This window comes from Paenibacillus taichungensis (genome assembly GCF_047302525.1).
GTDB classification, from domain to species: Bacteria; Bacillota; Bacilli; order Paenibacillales; family Paenibacillaceae; genus Paenibacillus; species Paenibacillus taichungensis_B.
This window is the reverse complement of record NZ_CP168020.1, coordinates 5,202,002-5,218,308: the sequence shown is the minus strand read 5'-3', so window position 1 is coordinate 5,218,308 and position 16,307 is coordinate 5,202,002. Positions and strand designations below refer to the sequence as shown.

The following is a 16,307-nucleotide window of genomic DNA, read 5'->3' as shown; positions in this document are numbered from 1 at the left end:
ATTTCGAAGCAGGCGGTTTTTTTGCATGAAATGGAATGTTTCTGATTCTCTCCGCATATAGCTGATATAAATGGGACAAAGGAGAGGGTACGGGGTGAGCAATGCTAGAATGACGTTTCGCTTTGGGGATAAAGAGTCGGACAAGCCTGAAAACAAGGGGATACCCACATCCAGCACATTTGCAGCTTTGAGTGAAGAAATTCCGCACAGTCCAACGCCAACACCAACGCGGTTGAATTCAACGCCTTCATGGACACCAGAGGATATTCCCGGTGACTGGGGAGAGACGATACTGACAGGCTCCACTGTACCTGATCCTTACCAAAGAACGGACAAGGATTCGAAACTCGATGAGCCTGGATACAATTATAATCATCTTACTGCGTATCCGGGAGATGAGGACGAGAACAGATCGGACGAGAATTATGGAGGTCATGATTGGCTTGCAGATAGTGAAAACTACTCTTATAAGCGAAATCGTCCCCCAAGGGGCTGGAAAATGATTGGTTCAGTAACGGGTGCGCTTGTGACCGGGGCCCTCTTCGGCATGGTTATTCTTTCTTTTTTTAATCGTGAAGGGGCCGTAGATCCTGGGAGCAAGATACCTGCCAATCAGGCGGTATCTGCCGTAACAGGTCAGCAGGGAGTGGCAGGTTCGGAACAGCAGCTCCAGGCAACAACTACAGGTGGCAGCTATTATGCCCTGCAATATGGTGTATTCAGTTCTCCTGAACGCGCTGAACAGGCGAAGGTGGAACTGTCCCAGGCAGGCATTGCCGCAGGCTCCGACCCGGAGGATGGTAATCGGGTGTATGCTGGCATTTCGGCTGACCGTGAGGAGGCCAAGCTGCTCAGCTCAAGGCTTAAGGCGGAAGGAGTGGAGCTGTACGTCAAGGAAATCGTCACCCCAGAAGTGAACCCGGCAGTATTCGGCGGAAAAGCAGAGGATGTGCAGCATTTCTTCGCAAGCGGCTCAGCTTTGGTTGAACAACTGTCTACCCTCTCGATCCAGCAACTTGGTCAGTCTGTTCCAGAAGCCGTCTCAACCGAAACGATGACCTCATTACAGAACCAGCATCAGCTCTGGCTGACCGGTTTGAATAGTATTGCACCGGGTCTGAGTGCAGACGTACAACCCTATGTTTCCGCGATGGAGAAATCGATGAACAGTGCGGTAACCGCACTTGCCGAATACAACAAAAATCCGGCTAATGTTCATATGTGGTCTGTACAGTCCGATCTCATGGAATATGTATTACAGCAAAAAAAATGGCTTGAAGCGATAAAACAGTAATTAACACTTTCCCATAACACGGCCTTGAAATACCTATCCGGCAAGGAACTGGAAATAGTTCCCCTTGCCGGATTTGTGTTTGTATTGACGTACAAAACCCCGTATAATAATGTGGGTGTCAAAAAATGGCGAGGGAAGATCACCGATGAAAAAAAACTTCGGCATGTTATTGCTGTTTCTGCTGCTCGGCTGGCTAGCCGGTGCGTGGATCGCCAAGGCACTGCAGCCTGTAAAGGCCGTTGCCTTTCTAACGAAAGCCACGACCATTCGTTGGTCGCCGCAGGCTGATCTGGATATTATCAGTTATGATATTTCACTTCAATTTCAAATGAGCCTCCTGAGTCTGATCGGTATTATTGCTGCTGTATGGCTGTATCGCAGGTTATAGGAGAATGACGAATTTTGACGAAGAAACTAAAAAAAATGATATCTACTAGCGTGATCCGACAGGATGTCGCCGTAGCTTAAGGGGCCGGTTATTTTGGATAAAACACAACAGCGTCGTATTATTCTGGCTTCCACTTCGCCGCGGCGTAAAGAACTGATCGCATCACTCCATCTAGCTTTTGAAGTAATACCAAGTCACGCCGATGAAGATACACCGCCGGAATGGACTCCTGAACAGACGGTACAGGAGCTTGCGATGCGTAAGGCGCTTGCCGTTTATCGCGGGCTGGAAGGTCGCGAACAGGATGCTGTTATTGTTGGTAGTGACACTGTTGTCGTTCTGGATGGTGATATTCTTGGTAAACCCGTAGACGAAGCGGACGCTGAACGAATGTTATCTCGTCTACAGGGGCGTGTACACCGTGTTTTCACGGGAGTAGCTTGTATCGATGCAAGTAATGGACAATCCATGGTTCAATATCGACAGACTAATGTAACGATGAAGGAACTGTCTGAAGCTACGATTCGTGCGTATGTTCAGACTGGAGAGCCTTCGGACAAGGCGGGATCATATGCCATTCAGGGCATTGGTGCTTCATTGATAGAACGTGTTGAAGGATGTTATTTCAATGTGGTGGGCCTACCGTTGTCCTTGCTAAGCGACATGCTGGATGGATTCGGCGTACATGTATTGCCACGTACATGAAATTCCGCAATTGACGATCTGAAAAGAGGGAACATATGGAGTCGCCTCAATATATGATGCGCGACATCCCCCAGGAAGAACGCCCGAGAGAACGCATGATGGAATACGGGGCGGGCGCCTTAAGCCATGCTGAATTGCTGGCGATCTTACTTCGAACAGGTACAAGACAGGAATCCGCAGTGCATATGGCACAGCGGATTCTGACCGAAACGGGTGGAATTCGCTCGTTGATGGATCTGAGCCTGGAAGAATTGACTGCGATGAAGGGAATCGGCATGGCCAAGGCTGTACAACTGAAAGCCAGTATTGAGCTTGGTCATCGGATTGCGAAGAGCAGACTTACACAGTCAACTTCAATTCGTACCCCTCGTGATGCGGCCGATATCCTTACCGAACAATTGCGTTACTTGCAGAAAGAACACTTTGTGTGTCTTTTCCTGAATAGCAAAAACCACATTATTGCCCAGGAAACACTCTCCATGGGTAGCCTTAACGCTTCGATTGTACATCCACGTGAAGTGTTCCGGGCTGCCATCAAATGCAGCAGCGCCTCTATTGTGTGCGCACACAACCATCCCAGCGGTGATCCTACGCCTAGTCCAGAGGACATCCAAATAACCAAAAGACTGATCGAAGCCGGTGCAATTGTTGGCATAGACGTGCTGGATCACATTATTATCGGAGATGGAACGTACGTAAGTTTGAAGGAGAAGGGCTTAGTATAATATAATGGTTGGCGTTGATGTTTTCCTATGAATGTTGACGGCGTTGTCCGTAGAAGATAGGTTCACTTTACAAATGCAAAACATTGCAACACAAAACAAATGCGAATATTAGCTCCACCATTTTGGTGGGAATGAAAATGAAACGCTCTTGATTCACTGGGGCGGCTATATGAGGCAGAAAAGGAGATTACGTCATGTTTGGTGGTTTTACGAAAGATTTGGGTATTGATTTGGGGACAGCGAATACGCTGGTTTATGTACGTGGAAAAGGAATTGTGGTGCGCGAACCTTCGGTTGTCGCTATACGGACAGATACAAAAACCATCGAGGCAGTAGGGGAAGCCGCCAAAAAAATGATTGGACGTACACCAGGTAACATTCGTGCCATTCGTCCAATGAAAGATGGCGTTATTGCCGATTTCGATACAACGGCAACGATGATCAAATATTTCATCCGTGAGGCGCAGAAACAACGCTCCATGTTCCAACGTCATCCGAACGTGATGGTATGTGTACCATCCGGGATTACCGCAGTAGAACAACGCGCGGTTGAAGATGCAACAAAACAAGCTGGTGCACGTGAAGCCTATACGATTGAAGAGCCTTTTGCAGCTGCCATTGGTGCAGATCTGCCTGTATGGGAACCAACGGGTAGTATGGTTGTCGATATTGGTGGCGGTACAACGGAAGTGGCTGTCATCTCTCTTGGCGGTATTGTAACAAGCCGTTCGGTTCGTGTAGCGGGTGACGAGATGGATGAATCCGTGATTCAATACATTAAACGCCAGTATAATCTGATGATCGGTGAACGTACATCGGAGCAGTTGAAAATGGATATCGGATCAGCTATGCCGCTTGAGCAAGTGGAAACAATGGAAATTCGTGGACGCGACCTCGTTACAGGCCTACCGAAGACGATTACGATTACTTCGGATGAAATCAGCGAAGCTCTGGCGGATACGGTGAATGCCATTGTTGAAGCTGTAAAAGTAACCTTGGAGAAATGTCCTCCTGAGCTGGCAGCAGATATTATGGACCGTGGTATTGTTCTCACAGGTGGTGGCGCATTGCTTCGCAATCTGGACAAGCTGCTTGCTGGTGAGACAGGAATGCCTGTTATCGTAGCAGAGAACCCGCTCGATTGCGTTGCAATCGGAACAGGTAAAGCGCTTGAGAATATTCATTTGTTCAAGAGCAGAAGCAGTTCGGCAGTTCGTTCCAAACGTTAATTGATATATGCTATGCTTGGCTCGCTTATCGACCAAGGGGCATGATATCAACGAAGAGGACCCGGTTAACCCCGGGAGAGCTATTACCCGCATACCCGGGGAGAATCGGCTGATATTCTCGATGGGACTATAAGTCTGACAGTCTCCCCGCCGGGCATGGCTCGGAAGAGAATAATGGATGTTAGAGGGTGGTCGAACTGTTTAAACTGCTGGGTAACAAAAGACTTTTTGTTTTGCTGGTGGGCCTTGTTACATTTATCGCGTTAATGGGCTTTACGCTCGGTCCGCGAACCGCTCTATCCTGGCCGGAGAAATTCCTGAAGGATTCAGTCGGATTTGTACAATACGTATTTTACAAGCCCGCTTCTTCTGTAGCGGGCTTTTTCAAAGATTTGGCGAACATGCGTACGGTATATCAAGAAAATGAAGAGCTTCGTATTGCAATGGGTCACTATACCCGAGATCGACTGAAATACAATGATATGGAGCAGGTGAATGAACAGCTCCAGAAAGCTCTCAATTTTACCGAGGAACAAAAGAATCGGTATAACTACGGTTCACGAATTGCTCAAGTCATCAGTGCCAACTCTGACCCGAACAGCAGAACGATTAATATCGATATTGGTGAAAATGCGGGAATCAAGGCTGGAATGGCTGTTACTTCGCAAGAGGGGCTGGTTGGGGTTGTCAGTCATGTCAGTTCATACACGTCAACAGTTAATCTGTTAACTTCCATGGACGCTAATGATCCAACTTCCAATGCCATTGCAGCTACAGCGGTTGGTAAAGAAAAAGTGTTTGGTATGATTGAAAGTTATGATCCGAAGACTGGCATGCTTAAAATGACCAAGATTTCGGAAGATTCAAATATCAAAGACGGTGATGAAATCATCTCCTCCGGAATTATCAACAATTTTCCGAAGTATATGCGTATCGGAGAAGTGAAGAAGGTTGAGAAAAGCGAATATGGTTTAACACAAACAGCTACAATTAAGCCATATGCAAGCTTTCTGGACTGGAAAGAGCTGATTGTGATCATCCCTCCTGAGGTAAAAGAATAATGATAACGCGCAAGCAAGTCTTATTCCTGTTACTGTTCGTTTTGTTCATTGTTGAAGGAACGATCCTTCCGCTGCTCATTCCTTCGGCCTGGCAAATGCGTATTTCTGCCAATCTGGTCTACATCGTGATTTTGTTTATTGCTGTATATCATCATCGGCACACGGCGTTGGTGCTTGGCATATTATTTGGACTTTTACACGATGTCGTATTTTACGGCGAAATGATTGGACCATACGGATTCTCGATGGGATTATCGGCATATATGATGGGACTTATTTTTCAAGCGCCACGCGCACCACTGCCGGTTATGGTTTCCGTCGTCCTTTTGGGAAGTCTGCTGAATGACACCATGTTATTCTTTCTGTACAAGCTCTTCCAACTCAATCATGTGACATTTGACTGGGCATTGCTTGAATACATGATTCCCAATTTGTTCATTCATTTTGTGTTCGCGCTGATCATTTATGTTCCTCTTCGGAAACAACTGGAGCGGATTGGTAAGAGAAAGAGCAAAGCACAAGAAGCTTCTTGATACATTTATGGAGTGAGAAGCAGGAACTTGGGGACCCGGGCACGAAATGTAATGAGATGGGAGGGACAGGCTTATGACGGTAAAATCGAATCACGTAACGATTAAAGGCATCCGAGACGGCCTGGTTTTCCTGTTGGACGATCAATGTGAATTCGAGGAATTGCTCTACGAGCTCCGCTATAAGCTGGAACACAGCCATCAAAATATTTTGACCGGACCGATAGTTCATGTGGATATCAAACTGGGCAACCGGGAAGTGACGGAGGACCAGAAAGAAGCAATTCTTGATATATTGAAACAAAAAGGGAATTTGCTCATTCGTTCCATAGACTCACCGGCCCTTAAACCAGAGGTTAAAGGGCCGCCGCCGATTGTAACCATGTGTGGTATGGTGCGTTCGGGTCAGGTGCTTCATCATGAAGGGAATCTACTGTTTCTTGGTGATATCAATCCGGGGGGCACAGTAACGTGTACCGGAGATATATATGTTTTGGGTTCACTCAGAGGCATGGCTCACGCTGGAATTGGTGGGGACGAAGACTCGATCATTGCTGCTTCGGTGTTTGCACCAACGCAGCTGCGGATCGCTGACATCATCAGCCGTCCTCCCGATGAGTGGGAGAGCCGAGAGACCGGAATGGAATTTGCTTATTTACAGGACAATCAGATGCAGATCGACAAGATGAGCAATATCGTTCGGTTGCGCCGAGATTTTAATGTGTTTAAAGGAGTGTAGCTCATGGGAGAGGCGATCGTGATCACTTCGGGTAAAGGCGGCGTGGGTAAAACAACCACCTCGGCAAACATCGGGACAGCGCTGGCGCTGCTCGGCAAAAAGGTTTGTCTGGTAGATACCGATATCGGCCTCCGCAATCTGGATGTCGTGATGGGACTCGAAAACCGGATCATTTATGATCTGTGCGACGTTGCAGACGGCCGCTGCCGACTGAATCAGGCTTTGGTCAAAGATAAACGTTTCGAAGAATTATATATGCTGCCTGCAGCACAAACGAGAGATAAGAACTCTGTGTCACCAGAACAGGTGAAGGACATTATTCTCGAATTAAAAAAAGATTTTGAATACGTCATTATTGATTGTCCAGCCGGAATTGAGCAGGGGTTCAAAAATGCGGTTGCAGGAGCTGACCAGGCGATTGTGGTCACTACACCAGAAAATGCGGCTGTCCGTGATGCGGACCGTGTCATTGGTTTGCTGGAGAGTTCACACATTCAATCACCAAAACTGGTCGTGAACCGTATCCGTAACAATATGGTCAAATCAGGCGACATGCTCGACATTGACGGCATTTTACAAGTACTTAACATTGATTTGATTGGGATTGTTCCTGATGATGAGCTTGTCATCAAGGCAGCCAACTCGGGAGAGCCCACAGTAATGAATCCGGATTCACTTGCGGCCATTGCCTATCGAAATATTGCCCGTCGTATTCTGGGAGATACCGTTCCTCTGATGCAATTGGAGCAAAAAAAGGGTGCTTTCACACGTTTTAAGAAGTTCTTTGGAATGGGTTAACGCGTTCTTTCTCATCACATTCATGTATGATAGCCGTGGCCCTCAAGCCCGGCTTTTTGAATATTATGAAGCATTTTATTAAAGGCGTCTTGTATAGAACAGGATATATATACTTCACAGGAGGACTCCACGTTGTGGGGTTATTTTTGCTTCCAGCCGAAGCTTGTTCATATTATGAACGAGCCCCTCATAGGATGTAGTAAACAAGCCTCGGCGGGAGGACATTCCATGAATACGAAACTCAGAATCAAGCAGAGAAGAGAAGAGCGCATTCGGCGGTTAATGGATGGTGCTACGGAAGAAATTATGCAGCAACGAGAATCGGGCTCGGTATCCGATAAGCGTACATCTGCGCAACGTAATCCGTTCTCGTCTATGGATATACAAGATAATCTGCGAACGGCAAGATCTTCGCTGGCAGAACAGGAAAGAGACCCGGAATGGCTGTGGAAAAAAGAGAACGGGCATTATGGTCCTGGCGGCCATCCACGCTTCAATTTGATGAAGTCATTCGTAGGTCGAACGGTGGTTAGCATTTTATTATTCGGCGGCGTCTGGGGTTTGTTCCAGTTGAACACCTCATGGACGACACCTGCCAAAACCGTGATAGCCGATGTGCTGCATCGGGATATGGATTTTGCCTATGCCGCTGCCTGGTACGAAAGGCATTTTGGCGGAACGCCATCATTCCTGCCTGTTCTTGGACATACCACCGATCCTGTGAACAGTTCGGGTATTCGACACCTGCTGGGCAAACCGATCTCGGGAACCGTGGTTCAGCCTTTTGCACTGAGCATGAAAGGCATTGAGATTGTTCCCGAAGCTGGCGGTACGGGACTTGTTCAAGTAGTCAGTTCAGATGCCGGACGAGTACTTCAAGTATTGGATGATCCGGAAAATGGGACAACGGTTGTAATCCAGCACTCTGGTCAAGTCACAGCCATATACGGACGTTTGAACGAAAGTGAAGTCCAGGTGAATGATTGGGTAGAAGCGGGTGACGCGGTCGGTAGCCTAAAGGATATTGGAAATGATCAACCTGCCACTTTGTATTTCGCTGTAAAAGAGGGCGAGCAGTACGTAGACCCTGCGGAAGTGGTTGCCCTTGATTAGGTTGTGGGGTGTACGTATCTCGTTTCATCCTTTTTTTGTGATTATCATGATGGCTTCCCTGTTGACCGGGAACTTTATTGAACTCATCACGCTGTTTGCCATCGTTTTTATTCATGAATGTGGACATGCTGCAGCGGCAGCCCTTCTGGGCTGCCGTGTCCTTTCGATACAGATGCTTCCTTTTGGCGGCGTCGCCGTTATTGAGGATGCCGGAAATATTACAGCGCGTCGGGAGATCATTATCGCTTTGGCAGGTCCTTTTCAAAATATGCTCATGGTTGGAGTTGTTTTGTTGCTGAAGTACGGGAACTTGGGAGACCCGCTTTTTCTGGATTATATTATACAGGGGAATCTGCTGATTGCCCTATTTAACCTACTACCCGTGTTGCCGCTGGATGGCGGTAAAATTGTACAGGCACTCGTTAGTATTGCTGCTCCCTACTATACGACATTGATGTGGACTTACAGAATCAGCATTCTGTGTAGCGCAGGGGTTATCTTGGTTGCCGTCGGTCGATGGTTTACCGGTGATTACGGGCTGCCGCTAAATATTCTGTTGATCGGAATTTTTCTGTTCTATTCCAATGTGACTGATTACCGAAATATCCCATACCGGTTTATCCGATTTCTGATGAATCGTGAAAGTGCATTCACCCGTCATGCAGCTACAGGCAGTTTGGCGCAGCCGATTATCTCATTTCCGGCGAAACCTTTGGAGACTATTTTGCGTCTATTAAAGAGAGAAAGATACCATATGATATATGTGATGAATAGACAGGGAAGAATCATGGCCGTTTTGCCTGAGCAGCGAATCATCGGTTCTTATTTCAAACAAGACACGGATAAGTTGTAGCATCTTGGTGAATATGTCCTGAATTGGGTTAATACATGTACAATGAGTATGGCAATGATACAGAATGGATGTGGATGAAATTGAATTGTCTTCTAGAGGTGAAGCCATGAAACAAATGATTGTACATAATGAACATAACCTCATGCAAATGGCGCTTCTGGAAGAAGGCAAAGCTGTAGAATTCATGGCAGAGCGTACACGCGAGCGTGGACTGCTGGGTTCGTATTTCAAAGGACGGGTAGTGAACGTGTTACCAGGTATGCAAGCTGCTTTTGTGGATATCGGTCAGAAAAAGAATGCTTTTCTGTATGTAGACGATGTATTGCATCCCAATCTGGAGAAACAACCCAAAGTGAAGCCTTCAATTTCGGAGCTGCTTCGTCCAGGTCAGGATGTAATCGTCCAGGTCCTGAAGGAACCAGTAGGAAGCAAGGGAGCCCGGGTGACGACTCATTATTCGCTGCCGGGCCGCTGGCTTGTCTACATGCCTTTAGCGGACTATGTAGCCGTCTCCAAGAAAATTGCCCGTGAGGGGGATCGATCCCGCCTCAAAACGCTGGGTGAACAATTGAGACGGGACGAAGAGGGTCTTATCATACGAACCGTATCCGCAGAGGAACAGAAGGAAGCCATTCAGGCCGACCTGGAAACATTACGTGAGCAGTGGCGTCTGATTCGTGAAAAAGCAGATAGTTTGCCTTCACCAAGCCTGCTACATCGGGATCACAGTATGGTTCAGCGGATCATTCGTGATGTGTATACGCCTGGCAGCGATGAAGTAATTACGGACAATGAAGTACAAGCCCGTGAGTTGAGTGCTTTGCTGGAGGAAATCTGTCCGGGCCATCAACCTAAAGTACAGGTATACAGGGGAGAAGGATCAATTTTTGCTGCTTATCGTGTGCAGGAGCAGTTGAACAAGGATTTTGCCCGCAAGGTATGGCTGCCTGGTGGCGGATATATTGTCATTGATCATACCGAGGCGCTCACTGTAGTCGATGTTAATACAGGCAAGTACACGGGAGCAGGGGGCGACAGTCTGGAAGAGACCGTAACGGAGACGAACATGCAGGCAGCGGTTGAGATCGCCCGTTTAATGCGTCTTCGGGATATCGGTGGCATGATTATTGTGGACTTCATTGATATGGAGGAAGCGATGAATCGGCATGAAGTTGCGGCAACGCTGGAAAATGAACTCAAGAAGGATCGAACCAAGGCTTTTGTAATGGGTTGGACCAAGTTGGGATTGCTCGAACTTACCCGTAAGAAGGTACGGGAAGAGAGCACGCTTCCATACGTGGAGCCGTGTTCTTCCTGTCATGGGACAGGCAAAAGATATATTTCGCCGTTGCATTGATTTTTAGTATAGTTGGTGGTATAATCATCAGGTATGTGTTTAGCCTATTGGTCTTGCACATGCTGTAACCGCACTGGCCGGGTACAAGAACAGTTCCGCAAGGACACTGTCACCTGAGACCGGGCGAGTCTGAGACATGAGGAGGTGCAAGGCAAATGTACGCAATTATTGAAACAGGTGGCAAACAGTACAAAGTCCAAGAGGGCGATGTTCTGTTCATCGAGAAATTGACTGCGAACGATGGCGAAAGCGTAACGTTCGACCGTGTCCTGGCTGTATCTAACGATCAAGGTTTGACAGCAGGTACACCATTGGTTTCCGGAGCAACTGTAACGGCTAAAGTGGAGAAACATGGCAAAGGACAAAAGGTTGTTGTATACAAATACAAACCTAAAAAGAACTACCATGTGAAGCAAGGTCACCGTCAACCGTATACAAAAGTAACTATCGAAGCAATCAAAGCGTAAGAAGGTGCGATAAGTGATTATCGTTCAAATCTTTCGTAATGATGACGGGAGCATCGATCGGTTCTCCATCAAAGGGCATGCTAATTTTGCCAAGCAAGGAGAAGACATCGTATGTGCCGGGGTATCCGCTGTTACAGTGGGTACGGTGAACTCGATCGAAACATTGACTGGTGTCGAAATGGACGCCAAGATGAAGAATGGCTTTTTAAGCGCTTCTTTACCGGTGTTGGAGAAAGACGGAACCTGGTCCCAGGTACAATTGCTACTCGAATCCATGGTGCTTATGCTCACTGATATTGCAGAGTCATACGGAAAGTATATTCAGATAGAGCAAGTCAAATAATTAAAGAAGGAGGACAACCAATCATGTTGAAATTAAATCTTCAGTTATTCGCATCGAAAAAAGGTGTAGGTTCCACGAAGAATGGTCGTGACAGTAACGCACAACGCCTTGGCGTTAAACGTGCTGACGGACAAACAGTAACTGGTGGTAGCATTCTCGTTCGCCAACGCGGAACGAAAATTCACCCAGGTACTAACGTGGGTATCGGTAAAGATGACACTTTGTTTGCGAAAGTTGACGGCGTTGTGAAATTCGAACGTTGGGGACGCGATCGTAAAAAAGTAAGCATCTACCCTGTGAATGTTGCTCCAGTAGCAGCTGCAGTAGAAGCATAATATCGGCATTCCGCCTAAGGAGCCTTCGGCATTTTTGCCGGAGGCTTTTTGTATTTATAGGTTATTCGGTAATGAACTGGCAGAAAAGACATGTTATACTTGGTTACGGTGGGGTTTAAACCAACCGAGTTTTGTAGAACGGGGAGAAGCCATGAAATCTTGGAAAAGAGTGCCCTGGATTGCGGCATGTTCACTTCTGATTCCTTTGGTTTTCGTTATGCTGTATCCAGTGGTTATTTTAATTGCTGTATACGCATTGTGGTCCGTCGCGGTGCTTTTTGTTTCTGTGAATGTGATGAAGAGACAAGCAGAGGCGGAACGCAGAACCATCATACAATCTATGGAAAAGACAGCAATTGCATCATTAAATCATCATAGGCATGATTGGATGAACGATCTTCAGGTATTGTATGGATATCTTAGACTGGGCAAACTTGATAAATCAGTGCAATGTGTGGAAAGAATAGTAGAGCGGGTTAACGAAGAAAGCCGAATCTCCAGATTGGGTATTCCTTCACTCGTATTTTATCTTCAATCTTTCCGGACCAGTGGAGTCGCTCTGGAATTGCATGTGGTCGTAGAGGAAGAGTTGCAGCTTAGTGCTCTGGTCTCTCCCGAGGATGGCGAGTCGCTTACGGGGGCGATTGCCGATGCGATTCGAGCCTATCAATATGGCGGCGGCCGGTCGTCTTGGGGAGAGGTTCGCAAACTGACCTTGAACTTCGGACAGGATCACGGAGATGTGGTTGTCCGGCTGGATGGGGATCAAACACCCGATCCGGAAACATTGCGGCAGCTCAATGCCGTACTCAAAGGAAAAAAAGTCAGAACGGAGCAGCTTCCGTCTGAGGATACGTTTATACAATTCAGAATGCCTTGCGGAATATAGGAAGAAGGGGTTAACCAATGTTTGTAGATAAAGCGAAGATTTATGTGAAAGCCGGAGACGGAGGGGACGGAATTATTTCGTTTCGTCGTGAGAAGTATGTACCGAACGGCGGACCTGCCGGGGGTGATGGAGGCAGAGGAGCTGACATCATTTTTCGTGTGGATGAAGGTCTGCGTACGTTGATGGATTTCCGTTACCAGCGTCACTTCAAGGCCCCTCGTGGTGAGAAGGGACGTAATAAAAGTCAGCATGGCGCGAACGCTGAGAACATGATTGTACGTATTCCACCTGGAACCGTGATTTTGGATGAAGACAGTGGAGAAGTACTGGCTGATTTGACACGTCATGGTCAACAGGTTGTTGTTGCTCGTGGCGGACGAGGCGGACGGGGAAACATTCGTTTTGCCACGCCTAACAATCCAGCGCCAGAACTGGCCGAAAATGGCGAAGAAGGTCAAGAACGTTACATCGTACTTGAGCTTAAGGTCATGGCAGATGTCGGTTTGGTTGGTTTCCCAAGTGTCGGGAAATCTACACTGTTGTCTGTTGTTTCGGCAGCCAAGCCAAAGATTGGAGCATATCATTTTACAACCATTACTCCTAACCTGGGTGTTGTTGGTGTGGGTGAAGGTCGAAGCTTTGTTATGGCCGACTTGCCGGGTCTAATTGAAGGTGCTCATGAAGGTATTGGACTTGGACATGAGTTCTTGCGTCACGTAGAACGTACACGTATTATCGTTCATGTTGTTGACATGTCTGGTTCAGAAGGACGTGATCCGTTCGAAGACTGGCAGAAAATCAACGAGGAACTCAAATTGTACAATCCTGTCCTCGCTGAGAGACCACAAGTTGTAGCAGCCAATAAAATGGACATGCCGGATTCCGAAGCTAATCTGGAAGAGTTTTTGCAGAAGGCTCGTGAAGTTCAACCGGATATTGAAGTTATGCCTATTTCGTCCCTGACACGGAAAGGGATTCAAGAGCTCCTGTATCGTGCGGCTGATCTGCTGGATCAAATTCCGGACGAGCCAGTGGTTGAAGAAGTTGCTGATTTATCCGAACGAAAAGTGTACAGCTTGGACAAAAAAGAGGACGATGGTTTCCGTATTGTACGGGAGAATGAAATCTTCGTAGTCGAAAGTGCCAAGATTGAACGTATGATGAAACGGATGCAGCTGAATTCGCATGAAGCTATTCTCAAACTGGCGCGTACATTGCGCTATATGGGTGTGGATGCGGAATTGCGTAAACGCGGAGCTGAAGAAGGCACCATTGTGCGCATTGGCGAGTTTGAGTTCGAATTTGTGGAAGGCAGCAGCTACTATTAAGATAGCAGGCCGCAGTACGGATAGTGGTTAAAACATAAACGCAGAGAAGTGGGAGTTAACCCGCTGCTCTGCGTTTTTTTATTTTTCCTTACCTGCACGTGGGATAAACTTGTATACTGTTAGGAATAGTTTTTCAAAAATAGACATGTGAGGTATTGCCCTTTTGAGATAGATCCTATATAATGTCCACTATATGAATACATGAGTCTTTGAGGAGAGGACGTTCTGTGAATGAACGCTATTACTTAGTACGGGAAGACATTTTGCCAGAGGCTGTGGTGAAGACCATGCAGGTAAAAGAACTGCTGGCTTCTGGGGATGTCAAAACAGTTCATGAGGCGGTTGAACAGGTTGGATTAAGCCGGAGTGCTTTTTATAAGTACAAGGATGGCATTCATTTGATCAATCAGCTTGAACGGGAGCGAATTGTAACGATCTCCATTGATTTGGAGCATCAGTCAGGAATATTGTCTCGTGTGCTCGGACATGTAGCTGGTTATGGAGCCAACGTGCTAACCATTAATCAAAGTATTCCGCTCCAGGGGAGAGCCAATGTTGTCATTTCAGTGGAGACATCACACCTCCATGGGGAAATCGGAGAAATGCTCCATCGGATGCAGGATATGCCCGGGGTTCGACGCACGCGCATTGTAGGCCAAGGTTAATTAGACGTTATCGTAAAACGTTTAGGAATAAGTTGTATGTATGGTTGAATCGTACAGGGGTGAAAGAGAAAAGACATTGGGGGTAGATCGTTAGTGAAACCGGTAAAAGTGGGATTGTTGGGTCTGGGCACGGTGGGTACTGGGGTCGTTCGCATCCTGGAAGGAAATCAGGAGGATCTGAGCAGTCAGGTTGGATCACCGATCGTTATTGAGAAGATTGCAGTGAAGAATACAGAGAAGGATCGTGTCATTGCTGTAGACCGTGCGAAGCTGACTGAAGATCCTTGGGAAGTCATTCGTCACCCGGATATTGATGTTATCGTGGAAGTTATGGGCGGCATTGATCAGACCAAAGAGTACATTCTTGAAGCACTGGAGCGGGGCAAGCATATCGTAACCGCGAACAAGGATTTAATGGCTCTGCACGGTTCCGAAATCTTGGCCAAGGCACAGGAAAAGCAATGTGATGTATTCTACGAAGCGAGTGTGGCTGGGGGCATTCCGATCATCCGAACGCTGATTGAAGGTTTCTCATCCGACCGGATTACCCGCATTATGGGGATTGTGAACGGAACAACGAACTTTATTTTGACCAAAATGAGCCAAGAAGGCGCCTCGTATGAAGAGGTTCTGGCGGAGGCCCAAGCACTCGGATATGCGGAAACTGATCCAACTTCGGATGTCGAAGGACTCGATGCAGCTCGTAAAATGGCGATCCTAGGTACTTTGGGCTTCCGTACTAATGTGGAACTGAAAGACGTGACGGTTAAGGGGATTACATCCGTAACCCGTGAAGATATTACGTATGCCAAAAGACTCGGTTACGAGATGAAGCTGCTTGGTATCGCAGATCGTCGGGATGATGAGATCACCATTAGTGTTCAGCCGACGATGGTAAGACAGAATCATCCAATTGCATCCGTCAATGGCGTGTTCAACGCAGTGTATGTACATGGCGAAGCTGTAGGTGAGACGATGTTCTACGGTGCGGGTGCAGGCGAACTTCCGACGGCAACTTCAGTAGTAGCGGATATCGTGGCTGTGATCAAAAACCTGAAGCTGGGCGTGAATGGTCTTAAAGCCATTGTGCCTTACAAACAAAAGCGCCTGCAAAGTGACGAGCACATTATGTCGAAAAACTTCATTTTGCTGCATGTGGATGACAAGGCAGGGGTGCTGGCGCAAATCACACAAATCTTTGCTGAATACGAAGTCAGCCTGGCTTCGGTTGTGCAACAGCCGAACGAGCACAACCCGGATGCTGAGATCATCATCGTTACGCATAACGCTAGCAAGGCGAGCATGGATAAAGTGTTGAAACACTTTGAATCACTTGCCGTCATTCGTCGCATTAAGAGTGTATACCGGGTAGAAGGATAGTTCGTACCCAAATTCCGGTTTGAATTTTCAGATCTAAATCCAAGTTTAAGGTACACGTTTAACCATATAGATGTATGCAATCATATTCGGATTATTAACGACAAAGGA

At 47.1% G+C, this 16,307-nt stretch carries 19 protein-coding genes and 1 other annotated feature; all 19 genes read left to right on the top strand.

Annotated elements, in window-relative coordinates; genetic code table 11:
• The first annotated feature begins 94 nt into the window (after positions 1 to 94).
• A complete protein-coding gene (locus tag ACDJ58_RS23400; RefSeq protein ID WP_413373167.1) occupies positions 95 to 1,294 on the top strand; it encodes an SPOR domain-containing protein in 1,200 nt (399 codons plus the stop codon).
• A gap of 145 nt (positions 1,295 to 1,439) precedes the next feature.
• Positions 1,440 to 1,682 carry a DUF4321 domain-containing protein gene (locus ACDJ58_RS23395; RefSeq protein ID WP_024633972.1) on the top strand — a complete coding sequence of 81 codons (243 nt, stop codon included), beginning with the start codon at positions 1,440 to 1,442 and terminating at the stop codon, positions 1,680 to 1,682.
• Between the two features lie 93 nt (positions 1,683 to 1,775).
• Positions 1,776 to 2,387, top strand: a complete 612-nt coding sequence (locus ACDJ58_RS23390) for a Maf family protein (protein ID WP_063568114.1) — start codon at positions 1,776 to 1,778, stop codon at positions 2,385 to 2,387.
• A 35-nt stretch (positions 2,388 to 2,422) separates the two neighbouring features.
• Entirely contained in the window at positions 2,423 to 3,112 is a 690-nt protein-coding gene (gene radC / locus ACDJ58_RS23385) for a RadC family protein (RefSeq protein ID WP_413373166.1), read from the top strand.
• 194 nt (positions 3,113 to 3,306) lie between these two features.
• Entirely contained in the window at positions 3,307 to 4,341 is a 1,035-nt protein-coding gene (locus tag ACDJ58_RS23380) for a rod shape-determining protein (RefSeq protein WP_063568116.1), read from the top strand.
• A gap of 188 nt (positions 4,342 to 4,529) precedes the next feature.
• On the top strand, positions 4,530 to 5,402 hold the full coding sequence (mreC, locus tag ACDJ58_RS23375) for a rod shape-determining protein MreC (RefSeq protein ID WP_413373165.1): 873 nt from the start codon (positions 4,530 to 4,532) through the stop codon (positions 5,400 to 5,402).
• On the top strand, positions 5,402 to 5,935 hold the full coding sequence (locus ACDJ58_RS23370; RefSeq protein ID WP_376040431.1) for a rod shape-determining protein MreD: 534 nt from the start codon (positions 5,402 to 5,404) through the stop codon (positions 5,933 to 5,935). Before mreC ends, ACDJ58_RS23370 begins: the two co-directional genes overlap by 1 nt.
• A gap of 73 nt (positions 5,936 to 6,008) precedes the next feature.
• The gene (gene minC, locus ACDJ58_RS23365; RefSeq protein ID WP_099858127.1) at positions 6,009 to 6,671 is read left to right on the top strand and encodes a septum site-determining protein MinC; all 663 of its coding nucleotides are present in this window, start codon (positions 6,009 to 6,011) and stop codon (positions 6,669 to 6,671) included.
• 3 nt (positions 6,672 to 6,674) lie between these two features.
• Positions 6,675 to 7,469 carry a septum site-determining protein MinD gene (minD, locus tag ACDJ58_RS23360; protein WP_053783092.1) on the top strand — a complete coding sequence of 265 codons (795 nt, stop codon included), beginning with the start codon at positions 6,675 to 6,677 and terminating at the stop codon, positions 7,467 to 7,469.
• A 228-nt stretch (positions 7,470 to 7,697) separates the two neighbouring features.
• The gene (locus ACDJ58_RS23355) at positions 7,698 to 8,582 is read left to right on the top strand and encodes a peptidoglycan DD-metalloendopeptidase family protein (protein WP_413373163.1); all 885 of its coding nucleotides are present in this window, start codon (positions 7,698 to 7,700) and stop codon (positions 8,580 to 8,582) included.
• Complete coding sequence (locus tag ACDJ58_RS23350; RefSeq protein WP_413373161.1) at positions 8,575 to 9,435, top strand: M50 family metallopeptidase; 861 nt, start codon at positions 8,575 to 8,577, stop codon at positions 9,433 to 9,435. The genes ACDJ58_RS23355 and ACDJ58_RS23350 overlap by 8 nt, the downstream gene beginning before the upstream one ends.
• Before the next feature lie 106 nt (positions 9,436 to 9,541).
• Positions 9,542 to 10,792 (top strand): Rne/Rng family ribonuclease, encoded by a 1,251-nt coding sequence (locus ACDJ58_RS23345; RefSeq protein ID WP_413373160.1) that lies wholly within the window; start codon positions 9,542 to 9,544, stop codon positions 10,790 to 10,792.
• A 56-nt stretch (positions 10,793 to 10,848) separates the two neighbouring features.
• Positions 10,849 to 10,933, top strand: a sequence feature (ribosomal protein L21 leader region).
• Between the two features lie 14 nt (positions 10,934 to 10,947).
• Positions 10,948 to 11,259 (top strand): 50S ribosomal protein L21, encoded by a 312-nt coding sequence (gene rplU, locus ACDJ58_RS23340; protein WP_062328098.1) that lies wholly within the window; start codon positions 10,948 to 10,950, stop codon positions 11,257 to 11,259.
• Positions 11,260 to 11,272: 13 nt separating this feature from the next.
• A complete protein-coding gene (locus tag ACDJ58_RS23335; RefSeq protein WP_413373158.1) occupies positions 11,273 to 11,602 on the top strand; it encodes a ribosomal-processing cysteine protease Prp in 330 nt (109 codons plus the stop codon).
• 23 nt (positions 11,603 to 11,625) lie between these two features.
• Positions 11,626 to 11,937, top strand: a complete 312-nt coding sequence (gene rpmA, locus ACDJ58_RS23330; RefSeq protein WP_024633959.1) for a 50S ribosomal protein L27 — start codon at positions 11,626 to 11,628, stop codon at positions 11,935 to 11,937.
• A gap of 151 nt (positions 11,938 to 12,088) precedes the next feature.
• The gene (locus ACDJ58_RS23325) at positions 12,089 to 12,826 is read left to right on the top strand and encodes a Spo0B domain-containing protein (RefSeq protein WP_090904366.1); all 738 of its coding nucleotides are present in this window, start codon (positions 12,089 to 12,091) and stop codon (positions 12,824 to 12,826) included.
• Between the two features lie 17 nt (positions 12,827 to 12,843).
• Positions 12,844 to 14,154 (top strand): GTPase ObgE, encoded by a 1,311-nt coding sequence (gene obgE, locus ACDJ58_RS23320; protein WP_064635830.1) that lies wholly within the window; start codon positions 12,844 to 12,846, stop codon positions 14,152 to 14,154.
• Between the two features lie 227 nt (positions 14,155 to 14,381).
• Complete coding sequence (locus tag ACDJ58_RS23315) at positions 14,382 to 14,819, top strand: ACT domain-containing protein (protein ID WP_413373156.1); 438 nt, start codon at positions 14,382 to 14,384, stop codon at positions 14,817 to 14,819.
• A gap of 93 nt (positions 14,820 to 14,912) precedes the next feature.
• Complete coding sequence (locus ACDJ58_RS23310; RefSeq protein WP_413373155.1) at positions 14,913 to 16,199, top strand: homoserine dehydrogenase; 1,287 nt, start codon at positions 14,913 to 14,915, stop codon at positions 16,197 to 16,199.
• Positions 16,200 to 16,307: the final 108 nt, after the last annotated feature.

Coding starts and splice junctions, on each gene's coding strand:
- ACDJ58_RS23395 (WP_024633972.1), top strand. CDS start 1,440: ATGAAAAAAAACTTCGGCATGTTATTGCTGTTTCTGCTGCTCGGCTGG.
- radC (WP_413373166.1), top strand. CDS start 2,423: ATGGAGTCGCCTCAATATATGATGCGCGACATCCCCCAGGAAGAACGC.
- ACDJ58_RS23380 (WP_063568116.1), top strand. CDS start 3,307: ATGTTTGGTGGTTTTACGAAAGATTTGGGTATTGATTTGGGGACAGCG.
- ACDJ58_RS23370 (WP_376040431.1), top strand. CDS start 5,402: ATGATAACGCGCAAGCAAGTCTTATTCCTGTTACTGTTCGTTTTGTTC.
- minC (WP_099858127.1), top strand. CDS start 6,009: ATGACGGTAAAATCGAATCACGTAACGATTAAAGGCATCCGAGACGGC.
- minD (WP_053783092.1), top strand. CDS start 6,675: ATGGGAGAGGCGATCGTGATCACTTCGGGTAAAGGCGGCGTGGGTAAA.
- ACDJ58_RS23355 (WP_413373163.1), top strand. CDS start 7,698: ATGAATACGAAACTCAGAATCAAGCAGAGAAGAGAAGAGCGCATTCGG.
- ACDJ58_RS23345 (WP_413373160.1), top strand. CDS start 9,542: ATGAAACAAATGATTGTACATAATGAACATAACCTCATGCAAATGGCG.
- rplU (WP_062328098.1), top strand. CDS start 10,948: ATGTACGCAATTATTGAAACAGGTGGCAAACAGTACAAAGTCCAAGAG.
- rpmA (WP_024633959.1), top strand. CDS start 11,626: ATGTTGAAATTAAATCTTCAGTTATTCGCATCGAAAAAAGGTGTAGGT.
- ACDJ58_RS23325 (WP_090904366.1), top strand. CDS start 12,089: ATGAAATCTTGGAAAAGAGTGCCCTGGATTGCGGCATGTTCACTTCTG.
- obgE (WP_064635830.1), top strand. CDS start 12,844: ATGTTTGTAGATAAAGCGAAGATTTATGTGAAAGCCGGAGACGGAGGG.